At 34.2% G+C, this 14,987-nt stretch carries 17 protein-coding genes; all 17 read right to left on the bottom strand.

The window, feature by feature from the left end:
• Nucleotides 1-5 precede the first annotated feature (5 nt).
• Nucleotides 6-1,403: a glycosyltransferase family protein gene (locus tag MTBBW1_RS25880; protein ID WP_080809517.1), complete on the bottom strand. Its 1,398-nt coding sequence runs from the start codon at nucleotides 1,401-1,403 to the stop codon at nucleotides 6-8.
• Nucleotides 1,404-1,414: 11 nt separating this feature from the next.
• On the bottom strand, nucleotides 1,415-2,941 hold the full coding sequence (locus tag MTBBW1_RS25875; protein ID WP_080809514.1) for a B12-binding domain-containing radical SAM protein: 1,527 nt from the start codon (nucleotides 2,939-2,941) through the stop codon (nucleotides 1,415-1,417).
• Between the two features lie 46 nt (nucleotides 2,942-2,987).
• The gene (locus tag MTBBW1_RS25870; protein ID WP_080809512.1) at nucleotides 2,988-4,163 is read right to left on the bottom strand and encodes a class I SAM-dependent methyltransferase; all 1,176 of its coding nucleotides are present in this window, start codon (nucleotides 4,161-4,163) and stop codon (nucleotides 2,988-2,990) included.
• Between the two features lie 13 nt (nucleotides 4,164-4,176).
• Nucleotides 4,177-4,932, bottom strand: a complete 756-nt coding sequence (locus MTBBW1_RS25865; RefSeq protein WP_080809509.1) for a TylF/MycF/NovP-related O-methyltransferase — start codon at nucleotides 4,930-4,932, stop codon at nucleotides 4,177-4,179.
• 37 nt (nucleotides 4,933-4,969) lie between these two features.
• Nucleotides 4,970-6,016, bottom strand: coding sequence for a 4-hydroxythreonine-4-phosphate dehydrogenase PdxA (pdxA, locus tag MTBBW1_RS25860; RefSeq protein WP_080809506.1), 1,047 nt, complete (start codon nucleotides 6,014-6,016; stop codon nucleotides 4,970-4,972).
• A 93-nt stretch (nucleotides 6,017-6,109) separates the two neighbouring features.
• Nucleotides 6,110-6,886 carry an inositol monophosphatase family protein gene (locus MTBBW1_RS25855; RefSeq protein ID WP_080809503.1) on the bottom strand — a complete coding sequence of 259 codons (777 nt, stop codon included), beginning with the start codon at nucleotides 6,884-6,886 and terminating at the stop codon, nucleotides 6,110-6,112.
• Nucleotides 6,883-7,143, bottom strand: coding sequence for an AMP-binding enzyme (locus tag MTBBW1_RS25850; protein WP_281255696.1), 261 nt, complete (start codon nucleotides 7,141-7,143; stop codon nucleotides 6,883-6,885). The genes MTBBW1_RS25855 and MTBBW1_RS25850 overlap by 4 nt, the downstream gene beginning before the upstream one ends.
• A 16-nt stretch (nucleotides 7,144-7,159) precedes the next feature.
• Nucleotides 7,160-7,651: a class I adenylate-forming enzyme family protein gene (locus MTBBW1_RS30125; RefSeq protein WP_186441722.1), complete on the bottom strand. Its 492-nt coding sequence runs from the start codon at nucleotides 7,649-7,651 to the stop codon at nucleotides 7,160-7,162.
• Between the two features lie 5 nt (nucleotides 7,652-7,656).
• Nucleotides 7,657-8,421, bottom strand: a complete 765-nt coding sequence (locus tag MTBBW1_RS30120; protein ID WP_186441721.1) for an AMP-binding protein — start codon at nucleotides 8,419-8,421, stop codon at nucleotides 7,657-7,659.
• Nucleotides 8,418-8,654: an acyl carrier protein gene (locus tag MTBBW1_RS25835; RefSeq protein ID WP_080809492.1), complete on the bottom strand. Its 237-nt coding sequence runs from the start codon at nucleotides 8,652-8,654 to the stop codon at nucleotides 8,418-8,420. Before MTBBW1_RS25835 ends, MTBBW1_RS30120 begins: the two co-directional genes overlap by 4 nt.
• Nucleotides 8,655-8,780: 126 nt before the next feature.
• Nucleotides 8,781-9,209 carry an IS200/IS605 family transposase gene (gene tnpA, locus MTBBW1_RS25830; RefSeq protein WP_080809489.1) on the bottom strand — a complete coding sequence of 143 codons (429 nt, stop codon included), beginning with the start codon at nucleotides 9,207-9,209 and terminating at the stop codon, nucleotides 8,781-8,783.
• Between the two features lie 249 nt (nucleotides 9,210-9,458).
• Nucleotides 9,459-10,523 (bottom strand): hypothetical protein, encoded by a 1,065-nt coding sequence (locus tag MTBBW1_RS25825; RefSeq protein ID WP_080809487.1) that lies wholly within the window; start codon nucleotides 10,521-10,523, stop codon nucleotides 9,459-9,461.
• Between the two features lie 22 nt (nucleotides 10,524-10,545).
• Complete coding sequence (locus MTBBW1_RS25820; protein WP_080809484.1) at nucleotides 10,546-11,544, bottom strand: radical SAM/SPASM domain-containing protein; 999 nt, start codon at nucleotides 11,542-11,544, stop codon at nucleotides 10,546-10,548.
• Nucleotides 11,545-11,583: 39 nt separating this feature from the next.
• Complete coding sequence (locus MTBBW1_RS25815) at nucleotides 11,584-13,146, bottom strand: B12-binding domain-containing radical SAM protein (RefSeq protein WP_080809481.1); 1,563 nt, start codon at nucleotides 13,144-13,146, stop codon at nucleotides 11,584-11,586.
• Entirely contained in the window at nucleotides 13,143-13,928 is a 786-nt protein-coding gene (locus MTBBW1_RS25810) for an acylneuraminate cytidylyltransferase family protein (protein ID WP_080809477.1), read from the bottom strand. The genes MTBBW1_RS25815 and MTBBW1_RS25810 overlap by 4 nt, the downstream gene beginning before the upstream one ends.
• 45 nt (nucleotides 13,929-13,973) lie before the next feature.
• Complete coding sequence (locus MTBBW1_RS25805; protein WP_245809567.1) at nucleotides 13,974-14,633, bottom strand: Fic family protein; 660 nt, start codon at nucleotides 14,631-14,633, stop codon at nucleotides 13,974-13,976.
• Between the two features lie 34 nt (nucleotides 14,634-14,667).
• Entirely contained in the window at nucleotides 14,668-14,931 is a 264-nt protein-coding gene (locus MTBBW1_RS25800; protein WP_080809471.1) for a Txe/YoeB family addiction module toxin, read from the bottom strand.
• Nucleotides 14,932-14,987: the final 56 nt, after the last annotated feature.

Genomic DNA, 14,987 nt, shown 5'->3' with positions numbered 1-14,987 from the left:
GTTCACTATAGTTGGGCCAGGTCAAATAAACTTTCCACTATAAATGATTCGTTCTCAGGAATTTGAAATGGACTGACAACTGAATTATTAATTGAAGTCACAGCTACTTCTAAAATTTTATTTTTTTTCATAATCATGATTGAAGAATTACTTGTAAAAATTTTTTCAAAATTTTGTCTTCCTCTAATACTCTCACCTGATTGATTGATATATTGTCTGGAGGTACCATCATAGGAATAGGGATAATTAGCAAATGCTACTGGTTCCATAAAATCAGGCTCTGTATTGTTAGGCGAAAAGATTGCGTATGAAAAACCATCAATTTGCCTGGAAATAATTGAAGGCAATTTGATTAGGGTGCCAAATATTTGCTTAGCATCATTATTGGCGGCAAATAAGTTTTTTTTGTTTGCTAACGGGATTTCAATGGTCTTTTTATTTTTGATTTTTCCATTCTTATATGGCCAGATACGAACAGTTGCATCTATAGGTAAATCCAACTTTGGAAAAGTTAAATAGAGTGATGAATCGTCTTTTTTATTTTTTATGCATACTGTATGGATAAAATTTAAATTTGTAAAAGGGGGGATTCCAACGGTTCTAAAATAAGGATGTTGGATTAAAAGGTCACTATTAATAAGACACCTTCCTAAAGATTCGTTTTCACGTCTATAATAGCCCAGTATAGATGACTTTGACACATAAAAATATTTTAGATATTCAATCGTTAAAAATCGGTATGTAGAATTTGGGTTAAAACTCATTTGGCATAAGGCAGCAATGTGACCGGGTTTCAATTCTCCATAAATGCTTAAGTTTTTCCATTGAATTGGTAAAGGTAATGTCGTTTTGTAATTCTTGTCATTTTTTTGGTATTGCATGTTAAAGTTTGTAAGCCATTTAGGAGGCTTTTGAGGGTTATCAATAAAGGAAATCAAACCCATTTCAATAAGCTTATTCCCTTGATGAATTTGAATTGGATTGTCATTGGCTGTAGACACGGAAATTAATAATTCGCAATCGCGTTTTCTATATTCCTTTAATGCATTAGCTATTGTTTGGGTTGAAATAAAGGGGAAACGACAATCTAATATTATAATCGGATTTTTATAGGAGAATATATTATTGAATTTTGAAGCTGTGATACAGGAGTGTAATGTTGCCAATGGTTGTACAGATAGATTCCCGATCGGCCTTAAGTGTCTAAAATGATATTTTTGTGCCATGGATTCACATTGTGAGATATTAGAGATAACGACTTTTTCCATTCCATGACATTTGCTCATTGTTTCCAATATGCGAAGATATAGCGGTTGACCGTAATCAGAAGATAGCAAGCAGTCCGCTTCTTCCGGAGTATTAGCAAGAAAAGTCGTGACAAGTAATGGTTGGTTTGCATTCATTAAAAGTGCTTCTATTTACAAGCATTAATCCCTATAGTGGCAACACTCTCTATTGTACCGTAAAATCCATAATCATTTCTCAATGTAGCTTCAATAACATCTGTGAAATATTTATTTTTGTGCGTAGTTGTTATGACTATTTTGGGTTTCTGCAAGCTGTTCCAATCGTACCGTGGTAAAGTAAGTCCTTGGTGTCTTGCTTCAAAAAACCCCCCTGAAACATCTTGATAACCTAAAAAATTTTCCCAATGTTTACTGGATATCATTTCAAGAACTCTATAAAAATAGTCATATGCTCCATATATTATCCACTTTTTTCCTTGTGAATCAATTTCGTTCAACTTATTAAGCACAAAATCACGTTTCCATAAAAAATCGTACTTCATGATTTCATCCATGTAATGTGACGCCAAATTATAATCAACCCCAATAAGAGTACCTTTTTGGCTCATAACGTCATTGACTGGCGATTTTACAGGATCATAACCAAGGTAGTTATCAAGATTATAATCCCGGGGCAATAGATCGTTTTCAAGACAATAGTCAAACAAAGGTGTTCCTGGAAAAGGGATGAAATAACAGGCATTGATTTTATCTGGTTTCGTATCTTTTACAAACTTGAGTGTCATTTCATAATCTTCTACGTTTTGAGTAGGAATTGCTAATATTAAGTTGACATAAAAAGGCAAATTAAATTTACTACAGATTGACTTTGACTTGTATAAACATTCTATTGGCATATTTTTATTCAGAAAATCCAGCATCTTAGGCGAAGCAGATTCTATGCCGAAACTTAGATGTTCAACACCAAGCTTCACCATTTCTTCTGCTATCTCCTCTGAAAAACAATCTGCCCGGGTTTGAAGGCTAAACGAAAAAGAGAGATTTCTTGACTGAAGCATTTTTCGGAATGATTTGATTTTATGGGCACTAAATGAAAAGGTCTCATCTGCAAATATAATATGGTTTATATTATATTGTGATTTCAGGCTGACAATTTCGTCCACGACTGCTTCAAGTGGAAAAGTGAAGAAATTCTTGTTGGACGAGCAATAACTACAGGAGTATGGGCATCCTTTTGAAGTTAACATTAAAATACTTCTACTTTCTTTTATGATTTTTTTTTGTGATTTTGAAAATACCCGTTTTACGTATTTTGTACGGTCTTTGTGGTTTTTGCCATAAATGATTCCGTTTAAGTGTTTATAGGAATCCAGGATTTCTTCAAAAACACCCAGTCCATCACCAGAGACAATTATATTAAACAACCCACTATTTAATAAATCATCTGGACATGTTGTGGGGTGTACACCACCAGCCACTACGATCAATTGAAGTTCCTTTGCAGCAGAAGCAGATTTGAAAGCCATCGTTCTTTCATATGTTTTGAAAGTTATCGCTACAAGATCTGGTCTTCCGTTTATCATCAATTGTTCTTTGATTTCATCATCAGTTGCTGAATTTTCAATGAAAATAAGTTCATATGCCCATCCTTTTTCTGCAGCAATATGTGAGAGACATGAAGCCGAATACGACATATCTTCAGTAAAAAACAGAAAGGTTAATTTTTTTTATTTCGCAATTTTAAATTTCTCCTTTTTTAGGCTGTGCTTTTAGGGATGGGATTTTTTTCATTACGAAAAATTCTCGCCGACAGGGATATTCATTCCAAAATTTTGTACTATTTATACATGAAAACAAATTGCCTTGTCGTTTCATTTTTTGATAAAATTCAGTTGTTCCTACTTCAGATGAATGCGTTTCAAATAATAAATATCCGTTATCACTTAGCAAGTCGTAGATTTTTTTTATATATTGGTCAAAATCTGGTCTGTGTCTATTGTCCCATGTGTGATGAGCAGCAAAGGAAAAAACCACTGAGTACTTATGATTCGCTTCAAACATTTGAAAATCTTTTACATGAAGATGTACACAATCAGTTAATTTTAGAAAATCAGTGCAATATTGTCCTATTTTAATCAAGTGTGGATTAATGTCGATGCCTTCTGCCTGGCATCCTGTACGAAAAGCAGTGTAAAGAGTCATAAACCCGTTTGCACAACCAATGTCTAAAATTCTATCGTTTTCATGAATAATATTGTTTAATCTGTAATCGTCAAATCGTTCTTCTGTACCACGACCACCAAAAATGCCTAAAAGGGCTAATCCTTGGAGTGGATATTTTCCAAAATACTTCAAATGTTCATATTCACGATTATAACGGTTTTGCTCATATCTAATTTTTTTATGCAGTGTCAACAGTCGATCCGGATAGTTTTGAATCGGAATTCCTGAACCTAAGAGGTGAAGCAGTTTTTTGGACCAAACAAGAAAATAGATACCAAGTTCATTCATAAAAAATGAAATGTGTGGAATGGTAGATCGCCACAGTAGAAAAATTATTCGGGACTTCAATCTACTAATTAACTTACAAAAAAAATGATAAACGCCTCTAACTCTTCCTGGAAATCCATGAATTATATCGTCAGAAACACAGTCAATGAGGCTTTCCTGTATGCCCATTTCTATTAATTGATACTTTATTTCAGAACTGTATATGCTGGCGATCATAATTTTATCCCAGTTCAGATCTTTGATTTCATCTGGGCTAATAACATTTTTATTCAAAAATTTATTTTTTTGCTTTTGTGAGTCATTATCCACAAAACACAGAATGTCATGCGTTTTGCTAAAAAAATTTAAAGCACGTTTACCAGCTGAACTAGCACCAAATATTATAATCAATTTTTTTTGCGTCACAATATAACTCCGATTATTTAATTAAATAACCTCCTGGTATAGGTGACCATTTAAACTGCTTAACAACATAACTTTTATCTTTTAAATATTCATCCACAGCTTCAGATTCACCTGGCCAATTAACATCTCCGTATTCATCAAAAATCACAACTCCTCCTTTGACAACAAGAGGGAATAATTCTTTTAAACCTATTTTTGTAGGATCATATAAGTCACAATCAAAATGAAGCAAGGAAATCCTAAGCCCTGGATTTTTTTCAATATAAGCAGGTATCGTTTTGCAGATATCCCCTTTAAAAAGCTCTATTCTTTTTTTCCAGGGTATAAAACGATCTTCGTCAAAGATAGTGATGGCTTCCTTTAAACATTCATAATAGTTAGAAGCATCAAAATCACCAGCTTGCTTGTCTGAATCATTTTTTTTAGATAAATCTTTGTTATTGATATTTACAAAACCTTTAAATGTATCAAAGCCAATTACACGTTTTCTTCGATTTGTACAGTTAAAAATTTCAAGGAAATTAGCAAAGGACATTAAAGAAAGCCCCCTAAAAACTCCTAACTCTACAATATCACCAGGTAAGTCTGCACTTAATTTAAAGAGCTCATAATGGGCAAGGAACCTTCTAAGGTCAACTCTTCGGGAAAAAACAGGAAAATGTTTGAGTGCTTCGGTAGGTGATATATTAAATTTCTCGAATACTTCACTAATCCGACATTCGATGTTTAAATCAAAATTTTTATTGCCAAAGACTGATTTTTCAGCCATAAATATCTCTCTTCTCTACCCACAAATGTTTTTTGATTTAATGGCTATTTTTTGCTCTGTTTGCAGCAATGCGAATGGCATAGTGAACGGCATCCCACAGTGAATGATAGTCAGCCTTTCCCTTTCCAGCCTTACCAAAAGCAGTTCCATGGTCAACAGAGGTTCGAATAATAGGTAAACCAAATGTTATATTTACCCCTCGCATAGCTCCCCATCCTTTATTTTCAGGACCCCATTGAAAGCCAATGGTTTTACATGGGATGTGCCCTTGATCATGATACATCGCAACAACCACATCAAAACCTCCTCCTTTTGCCATAGCAAATACAGTATCTGCAGGTACAGGCCCTGTGACATTGAATCCAAGGGCTTTGGCTTCTTCAACAGCAGGAATGATCTCTTCTATTTCTTCTGTGCCAAACATTCCACCATCACCACAGTGGGGATTGATTCCTGCTACACCAATATGGGGGAGTTTAATTCCCAGTTCCTGACATGCTTCATTTGCTATTTTAATAACCGATAAGATTCGCTTTTTTTTCATCATATCAAGTGCATGGCGTAGAGAAACATGGGTTGTAACATGGACAATTCTCAAATTTTCAGCCACCAGCATCATGGTGTAATCTTTTGTCCCTGTTAAATCCGCTAACATCTCTGTATGCCCTGCATATTTTTCGCCATAGCCGCCTGATTTAAAAGACTCCTTATGAATCGGGTTAGTGATTATTGCATCAATTTTTTTATCCATAGCAAGATTGATAGCTTTTTCAATGTATTCACCTGATGCACGTCCTGATTTTCTACTTACCTTTCCATATTCTAAGTCCTCATTTGTCATATTATTCAAATCAATTATATTGATAATATTACTGTCTTCAATATATTGTTCTGGATTTGTGATACTTTTGATCTGTAATGTAGTGTTTTCAAGACGGGCTTTAATATCTTCTAAACAAACTTTAGAGCCAATAACAATTGGCCTGCAAATTGAGGTAATATCTTCATTTGCATACATTTTAATTGTAATTTCTGATCCGATTCCGGCAGGATCCCCCAGAGTTATTCCAATTAATGGTTTCATAAGCTCTATATTCCTTTATATATTTAAAAATTTTTCATGATACCGGATTTTTAGAGCATAAAAACAGTGCTCTCAATAATAGCCCCTTTATAATTAGAATAAATTCATTAATTGTCTATCGACTTTGCCGTTAGAAGCGATAACATCGCTTGGAAAAAGCGATACTGGATTTCCTTTGAAATCTGTTATTGAGCCACCTGCCTCTTGCAGGATTGTAACGCCAGCAGCAATATCAACAAGTTTAGTCTTGTTCCATATACGTGCGTCAATGTCACCAGAAGCAATAAGACAAATATCACAAACAGCTGAACCCAAGATGCGTGTTGTAAATGTGTTTTGTATTAATTTTTTATAATTGTCAAATATCTTTTGATCTAAATAAAACTGATTATCATAGGCAACCATACTCTTGGACAAATCACCATTCTTTGAAACAGATATTTTTTTTTCATTGCAATATGCCCCTTCACCTTTGACAGCATGGAACAATTTGTCAAATGCAGGAAGATAGATTACTCCGACAAGAAACTGTTTTTTTTCCATAAGAGCTATGGAAACTCCATAAAACGGTAATCGTGCAATATAATTATGTGTTCCATCTAAAGGATCAACAATCCAGAATCTTTCATTCTCAGGATACTTACCCTGGACAACCTTTTCTTCTGTGAAGAGCGAATAAGCGGGAAAGTCATGGTTTAAAATTAGTTCAATCTCTTTTTGTGCATTCATATCCACAGTGGTTACAAACTCTTTAGGGCTTTTTCTTATTACCTGATTGCTTTTATGAAACAGAGCTGTCTGGATTTTACCAGCCGCAAGTGCCGCTGATTGTGCTGTTAGCAATTCCTTTTTAAATGAGTTAGTTATCATTTATCCATTTCTCTCAATTTCCGCCTTAACAATTTTCCAGAAGGACCTTTAGGTATATCATCAACAATTTTAAATTCATTAGGACATTTAAAATCGCCTAATCGATCAAGCACAAAATGCTTCAATTCATTTATATCAATTACTTCATTATCCTTAGGGACTATGAAACTTTTAATGCTTTCGCCTAAATAAGTATCTGGAATACCAACTGTCATTGCCTCTTTTGTTTGCGGATAAGAAAACAAAACTTCATCAATCTCTCCAGGAAAAATATTAACCCCCCCCTTTGATAATTAGATCCTTTTTTCGTTCGATAAAATAAAATACTCCTTTTTCATCTTGAAAACCTAAATCACCTGTTAAAAAATAATCATTTTTCATAACACAGTTGTAGGCCTCTGCATTTTTATAGTAACCTATAAATACATTTGGACCTTTGATGGCAATTTCTCCTATTTTTCCGGGAGCAACTTCCTTACCATCATCATTAAATATTTTTACATCATTTACATCTAAAGGTTTTCCAATACTACCTTCTTGCCATCCATCTTTGGTTGGATTATCCACATGGGTAGGGCCAGTTTCTGACAATCCATAGAGATTTCCAACAGCAAGACCAAATTTTTTTTCTGTCTTTTTTTGTATTTCAATAGGTAGTGGGGCAGAACCGCATCCAATATAGTTCAAATGGGGTATACGTAAGCGATCATAATTTTTATAGGGTGTATTCAAAAGTGAAAATAGTACTGAGGGTACTACTTCCATGTAAGTCACCTTATATATTCTTCTACAATCTCCCATATCGTTGATCTTATTTTCCAATAAGAATCACATAAAACAATTGAAGAGCCACAGTAGAGAGAGGGTAAAAAAGAGTAGTTGATGGATGCCGTGTGTCCCAATGGCAAAGCGATCAAATGGCAATCATTTTCAGTGAATTCAAACCCCCTTACCAAAGATGAAATCAGTGCAATCATGTTAGCATGTGAGTAAAGGATTCCTTTGGGATTAGCAGTCGTTCCGGAAGAGTAGTAAAGAGATGCAACCTCTTTTTTTTGTGGTGTAAAATCTGTAAATTGAATAATCTGTTGGGAGAGTAGGGTATTTAAAAAGCTATCATCTCCTTGGTCTTTTATGAGTTGTGCAGGCCATTTTTTGGCTATCAAATCTTTATAGTGCTTATTTTTACAAAATATTAACTTGGGATTTATATAATTAAAGTATTTATGGAGATCTTTAGAGCTTAAATTGTAAGGAAAAGGATTTATAATTAAGCCTATACGCAGTGCAGCACAAAATAAAATAAAATACTCAAAGCAATTATTTAGTACTAAAGATACGATATCACCGATATTACATCCCTTTTTTTTGAGTAAACAAACACATTTATCAACGTATTTGTCTAATTCCTTAAAAGAATATTGCTTTTTCATATATCTGTCATAAATAATAATTTTATCAGAATTATGAACAGAATGGTAACGTAATATATCACTAAAAGATAAACAATTCTCAATTTTATCGATCTGATTCATTCTGAAATAATAATACCTTTTCTTTTTAAAATATTTTTTATATCTCCCACGATACATATTTCAAACATCTCGGCGATCTCAAATTTGATATTGAATTTCTTTTCAAGTTTCATAATAAGATTCATTTGTCCCAAAGAATCCCATTTATCAATATCGTTAGGGCCAAGATTATCATGTATTTCCTCTTCCTGAAGTTTAAAAACGTTCGATATGATTGTATTAATTGATTCCATAATTTGATAGTCCATAACTGATAGTGGTGGAGTATATATCGAGTATCTATAACTAAACAACCACCGGCTAAAAGCCGGTGGGTTTAAATCAAGTGCTGAAAGCACGGATACGGGTCATAAGACCCGTTAGGATTCCGTTTTGAAATTATCATTTTTATTGGGTTCAAAGTGATGTTCGAGATAATTCTGTATCATCTCATCCGTTACCTGAACCGATGTAGCACAGAAATAGCCTCGTGCCCAGAAATGACGTCCCCAATATCTTTTTTTGATCATAGGAAATTCCTGGAAAAGTTTACTAGACGTCCGGCCTTTGATTCGACGCATAATTTCACTCTGTGCCATAGTTGGCGGTGCCGACACGAGGATATGAACATGATTTTTGCTCACGACACCGCTTATGATAGAAATTTCAAAAGCCTCACAAGTTTGTCGAACAAGTTCTCTAACTCTTAACGCTACATCACCTTTCAAAACATGATAACGGTACTTTGTCACCCAAACAAAATGATACTCTATATTAAAAACTGTATGACTTCCATATCGGTATTCCATAAAACCTCCCTCCTTACTGGGTTATGGAATATCAGATTGGGAGTGATAAATCTACCCGCCTAAAGGCGGGGGTTTTAATCTTACTTGAGACTAATAAAGAGTGTTAGACTGACAAGCCACTACATATTTAGCACTACCCATAATTTATAGTTTTTTAGAATATTCTTGTAAAACGCTTTGCTTTCAAAAAAGCTTTATTCATTAGATTGTGACGGTGATCCAGATTTTAATGATGACCCGCTATGTCCATTATAGTTTAATTCTGTCCATATCGCCATCACCACTGGTAATATACCAATGATTAAAATTAACATGTCGTTTCGTATTTTGAGGTGCTTGATATATTCCCACTGAAATACCTTTTTCTATTAAAAAAAGTGGCCGAAAAAGATACGGTATTCGTTTTTTCCTAGCTTCTTGCTCATGAATGAAGCCTAATCTTTTTAATTCCTTCCCAACAGCGTCAGATGTTGAAAAAAAATCTATAAGGATGCTACTTTTTTTCTTACTGTCCTTAATGATATAAGCCAGTGCATGTTCAGCATTTTTTCCTTTGAAATTCCACTCAATTAATCGTGTTACACTGGCATTTTGATACATGATAGGCTCAATGCGATAAACAGCATAACCACCTTGTAGATGATAGATACATTTATAATTATGATTTGGAATATCCAAGAAACGCCAATTGAGAAAAGCTCCGGTTCGACGGCAATACCCTTTTAAATCTTCCCACTCTTCAAACAGAAATTCTTCTTCCGGGTCAAATCTTTCAACTTGTTTAATATTACCAGAATCTTTATATCGACTTAAGGCTACTGAACTCTTTGTTAAATCTTTTCTATTTTGACATTTAATATTTTTGATGCAACCATGTTCATCAAGAATAGCTAAAAAACGAGGCATTTCATTGAGAATAGGAATTTGAAAACGTGAATAGATAGCTGTTGCAGTAGGGGTCATTCCATAAAGAAATAAATTATCAAATTTTTCTAACATATGGATAAGTAACTTCAATCCAGCCATAGATTGGGAGGTCGAATACCAATTATACAGCCAACACCCATTGAATATTTTTTGATCATAGCGGTATTCAATGGGAAGATAACCTAAAAAGGCAACAATTTTATTGTTCTCTTTTTGGATATAAAAAGTATACTCTGACTGATTTTTTGAAAATGGTGTATATTTATATTGCCAATCAAAATAAGCTTTATTTTGTAAATTAGGATTTGCTTTATAGATGTCTTTGAACATTTTAAACAAGCTTACCAAATCCTTGTCTGTACATTTTTTTATTTCAGCATGTTTCATATCAATGCCATATCTTAGCCATTCATTGATTTTTTTCCAGGCTTTCTAAGGTAAAATCACTGTCAAATAATCGACATCCTTGGCAATAATCTAATTCGTTTCTTTTTCCTCGGGAATGAAGTTTGCGAAATTTTGTAAATATATGACCTTGCCATATTTCTTTAATGGTTTGTTCCCAGAGATTTCCCATAACAACCTTTGCATCAAAATCTATAGGGCACATGGCAATTTTACCCATTGTCGTTATATGCATTGTTGTCCACATTAAGACACATGGATGATATACCCACGGTTCTTCAAAGGTATATTCTTCCCACGTTTTTTGATTTCCCCAATTGTGAACCTGTTTCATATAAATACGATCACCCGGTCGTTTAAGCTCATTCCAAAAATTTTCCCACTTTTTTAACTTACCTTGATCTTGTAAACTATTTACATCATAAAAAGAGATACCTCGTACTCTTGCCAAAATATTGGAGTTCATCTCCGCACGAATACGGAAAAATGTCCGAATGTTTTTAACAACAGTATCAAAATCAAGGCCTATTCTCATTTTGCTATAAGTTTCCCTGTCAACTGAATCAATGGAAAACATGATTTCATCTAAACCCGCATCAATAAGCTCTTTTGTTTTATCCTCTGTTAATAAAGAAGCATTGGTTGAGAGATTAACTCTCTTGATACCAATATCTTTTAAACGCCTAATTCTCTCGGTAATTTTTTTGTCCAATAGAGGCTCTCCCGCTCTTTGAACAGAAACAACTTCAATCCAATCATTATGGTCTTTCATCTCTTCGATAACTTTTTCAAAAAGTTTTTCAGGGATATATGGAACAGATTTATCCCAGACATCCACTGTACAAAAAGTACAATGAGAATTACATAATCGAATTGTTTCCAATTGGAAATATTTAGGGAATCGAATTGTCTCTTCAAGTTTTACAACACCTGCACGGACAGAGATATTTTTTAATTCCTTTTCAAGAGTTTCGCTATTTATATTTTTTTTGTCGTATATCATAATTGATTTGCCATTTTATATAATTTGTCCAAGAAGAAGTTAATATTGATTTTTATTATAGGTTGACATTGATATAATTTTACCTAAAAAATGGAACTTATTTCTAAGTAGAGGTTCAATGACCGAATTGTAATATTTTCCTTTATGAACTGTGACAGCAACTACATATGGTTGTTCTGCTTGGGACCAATCAAATTGTTTTAGAATATTATTGTTGCGTCTCATTTGATAAGCTTCTTTGCGAAAATCAAAGTACCCAAGATAATTACGCCACTGATAACGTGATAATATTTCTGCTACCCTAAAAAAATAATCCTCTGTCCCAAAAATTATCCAGGGTTTATTATCAATTGATTTTGATTTTGAAATAATCAATTTTTCTTTTCGGGAATTATCCAGCTCTGTAAGTTGTTTCATAAATTTTGAAGCAATATAATAATCAATGTTACTTAATAGGCCTGGAGTAGTAAAAAATCGTCTAAAGTATTCACTTCGTTTGGATTCTCCTTTATAATGATCAAACATAAACTCTTTTGGCAGATGGCCTTTATCAATACAATATTCAAATAAATATGAACCAGGAAACGGCAATAAGTAATAAGAAAATATTGCATCGGGTTTCGTTTCTCTAACAAAATCAATGGTCCTTTCATAATCTGATTGAACTTGAGTCGGGATGCCAAAGAGAAAATTAGGTTTAAAAGGCAATCCGAATTTTTTGCAGATATCTGCGGCTCGATATGCATGTTTTATTTTAGCACACTTGTTTATAAATTTCAAAATCCTTGGAGATGCACTCTCTACACCAAACCCCAAATCTTCCACATCAAGCTTAAGCATTTCTTCGGCAATCTCTTCAGAGAATGTGTTGGTACGTGTCTGTAAATTAAAACTAAAAGATAGCCCTTTTTGTTCTAATAATTTGCGAAATTGATGAATCCGTTTTAAGTTAGATGAAAATGTATCGTCTCTTATTTTTATTCGCTGGATATCAAATTTTGCGGTAAGGCTTTCAATCTCATCCACAACAGTTTCCATGGGAAATTCTATATATTTCTTCGTTGACAGACAGAAATGGCAAGAATAAGGACATCCCATAGATGTTAAAATTTCAATACTTTTACTTTGTTTAATATTTTCAATTTGGGTATCTGAAAAAAGACGTTTAATATACAATCGTAGATTCTCATGTACTCGTCCTTGAATAATTGAACCATCCAAAACTTTATAGGAATCCATAATATCACTAAAGACACCCAGGCCATCTCCGACAACAATTCCATCAAATAATTGTGAACAAAATACATCACGGCTACAGACGGTAGGGTGAATGCCGCCAGCTATCAATTTGCATCCCAAAGAACGAGCTATTTTAGCTACTTGAAAAGCAGATGATCGTTCTAATGTCTTAAATGATACTGCAAGCAAATCAGGTATCCCATTTCTTATGAGGTGTTCTTGTAAATAAGTATCAGTGATGTTTTCTTGACAATATATAAAATCAACATCCCATCCTTTATTTTTAGCCATCATCCCAAAGATAGATGATGAATAGGACATATCTTCACTAAAAAATGCAAATAAAATCCGCTTTCTTTTCATGCTAATATAATATGTTTTTTTGTATAAATATATTTCTTAAAATCAATCTCTTTTGTTACAATGCAGTTACTCATAAATGGCAGAGAAACAAAACCCCGATTTATAAGGTTTTCACATCTTTTTAGATCTTCCGGGGTATCAATATCCATAAGCCCGGCTTTATCTTGAAGCTCATAAAGATATTGGCCTTTATGCCCCATATTATCACATCTATTCCCATTGAAGTAGCCGTAGTGACGAAATTGATACTCGCTATTTTGTTTAGGCTGCATACGACGAAGCGACTCTCCATCATCATAGTAATATACTAAAGATGGATCAATTCTTTTTACTGTTAAAACTTTCCGATAACCTTTAAAAAGTTTCTGAATAAGAAAATCCAGGACTGCGGGATCTCGAAATGGAGTTGTGGGATATAAAACTCCCACAGCCTGTGGTCTGTAATTTTCCCTTTCACGCAGCTCATCTAAAACATGCCCAATGGATTTTCCAATGATTGCATCATCTGTGGCTAAGTTTGAAGGCCTAAGGAAAGGCACTTCGGCACCATATTTTATAGCGGTTTCTGCAATGCGTTCATCATCTGTGGAGACTATAAGCCTCTTTATTGAAGGAGTGGCAAGTGCTGCAAGAATGGAATATGCAATCAGGGGTTTTCCTGCAAGGTCTGCTATATTTTTTAAAGGGATACCCTTTGAACCACCACGGGCAGGGATTATGCAAAGGGTTTCCCTGAAATATGAGTTATCAATGCCATTATAGTATCGGTCGTTAAAAATCATTTGTCATATCTGCAATATCAAAATCATGATGAAATAATCTCAAATTTAATATTCTTTCATTATTTTAATAATTCTTTTGTCCAAGCATGAACGCAAAAAGTTATTCATGGATTCCTGATTTCCTGATTTGTAAAAATCTAACATTAACTGGTTAAATTCCAACTGCCGTTTTGCAGGAAGGTTTATGGCTGGAAATCCATGTTTCAGGAGCCATCCATTCATGATAAAACGCCCCATACGCTTGTTGACATCATAAAAAAACTGGGTTCGTGCCATGGTGAGAAAAAGATGGATGGCTTGATCATATATATCTGATAACAAGGCAGTTTTATGTAACATTTTTTTAAATATCTGGGAAAGAATCTTTGATGGCGGGGGCATATAATCTGTACCTGCTATTGTTACATCCCCTGATCTGAAATTGCCCCATTCCAGTGCTTCTTCCTTGGCAGCAATTTTATGGAGCATACAAATCTGCTCCATTGTCAGCATAAATTGATCGGTCTCAATGAGATTGAACAGAGCCTTCCATGTATTTGCCTGGTTTATTGCAACCTGTTGATCTGATATTTTGTGGCCACCCACTGTGATGCCTTCAAGCAAGGTCTGGATTTCAGGAAGTGTGAACGGTATCCCTTCAAGATTGACAGCATCGCAAACAAACTCTGATAGTTGACGTCTGGCAAGCATCAATGCTTTTGGCATATTGGGAGAGATATTCCAGAATTTGTCTTGCATATTAATAGTGATATCTACGAGAAATAATAGTAAAAAAATCTACGTCCACAATATAGACCAAGCGATTTGTATCATCGATTTTTCTTGACCAGAATCCAGAGAGATTTTCCTTTAGGGGCTCAGGTTTGCCAATTCCTTTGAAGGGATCATTACGTTTAATATCTTCTATAAGTTTATTTATACGTTTTAGCGTTTTTTTGTCCTGTATTTGCCAATATAAATAGTCTTTCCAGGCCTCATCTGTCCAGGCAAGTTTTCTACCCATCTAAGAGTTCTCTTTCGTGGATATTGCCGCTTCTATATTGAGCAATGGATTTTTCC

It is taken from the genome of Desulfamplus magnetovallimortis (assembly GCF_900170035.1).
Taxonomy (GTDB): Bacteria; Desulfobacterota; Desulfobacteria; order Desulfobacterales; family Desulfobacteraceae; genus Desulfamplus; species Desulfamplus magnetovallimortis.
The sequence above is the reverse complement of the archived record's forward strand: the minus strand, read 5'-3'. Positions and strand labels throughout refer to the sequence as shown.

What these genes read in the sequence shown, in the direction of transcription:
- MTBBW1_RS25880 (WP_080809517.1), bottom strand. Translation starts at nt 1,403, where the DNA reads ATGAATGCAAACCAACCATTACTTGTCACGACTTTTCTTGCTAATACT.
- MTBBW1_RS25875 (WP_080809514.1), bottom strand. Translation starts at nt 2,941, where the DNA reads ATGTCGTATTCGGCTTCATGTCTCTCACATATTGCTGCAGAAAAAGGA.
- MTBBW1_RS25865 (WP_080809509.1), bottom strand. Translation starts at nt 4,932, where the DNA reads ATGGCTGAAAAATCAGTCTTTGGCAATAAAAATTTTGATTTAAACATC.
- pdxA (WP_080809506.1), bottom strand. Translation starts at nt 6,016, where the DNA reads ATGAAACCATTAATTGGAATAACTCTGGGGGATCCTGCCGGAATCGGA.
- MTBBW1_RS25855 (WP_080809503.1), bottom strand. Translation starts at nt 6,886, where the DNA reads ATGATAACTAACTCATTTAAAAAGGAATTGCTAACAGCACAATCAGCG.
- MTBBW1_RS30125 (WP_186441722.1), bottom strand. Translation starts at nt 7,651, where the DNA reads ATGGAAGTAGTACCCTCAGTACTATTTTCACTTTTGAATACACCCTAT.
- MTBBW1_RS30120 (WP_186441721.1), bottom strand. Translation starts at nt 8,421, where the DNA reads ATGAATCAGATCGATAAAATTGAGAATTGTTTATCTTTTAGTGATATA.
- MTBBW1_RS25835 (WP_080809492.1), bottom strand. Translation starts at nt 8,654, where the DNA reads ATGGAATCAATTAATACAATCATATCGAACGTTTTTAAACTTCAGGAA.
- tnpA (WP_080809489.1), bottom strand. Translation starts at nt 9,209, where the DNA reads ATGGAATACCGATATGGAAGTCATACAGTTTTTAATATAGAGTATCAT.
- MTBBW1_RS25825 (WP_080809487.1), bottom strand. Translation starts at nt 10,523, where the DNA reads ATGAAACATGCTGAAATAAAAAAATGTACAGACAAGGATTTGGTAAGC.
- MTBBW1_RS25820 (WP_080809484.1), bottom strand. Translation starts at nt 11,544, where the DNA reads ATGATATACGACAAAAAAAATATAAATAGCGAAACTCTTGAAAAGGAA.
- MTBBW1_RS25815 (WP_080809481.1), bottom strand. Translation starts at nt 13,146, where the DNA reads ATGAAAAGAAAGCGGATTTTATTTGCATTTTTTAGTGAAGATATGTCC.
- MTBBW1_RS25810 (WP_080809477.1), bottom strand. Translation starts at nt 13,928, where the DNA reads ATGATTTTTAACGACCGATACTATAATGGCATTGATAACTCATATTTC.
- MTBBW1_RS25805 (WP_245809567.1), bottom strand. Translation starts at nt 14,633, where the DNA reads ATGCCAAAAGCATTGATGCTTGCCAGACGTCAACTATCAGAGTTTGTT.
- MTBBW1_RS25800 (WP_080809471.1), bottom strand. Translation starts at nt 14,931, where the DNA reads ATGGGTAGAAAACTTGCCTGGACAGATGAGGCCTGGAAAGACTATTTA.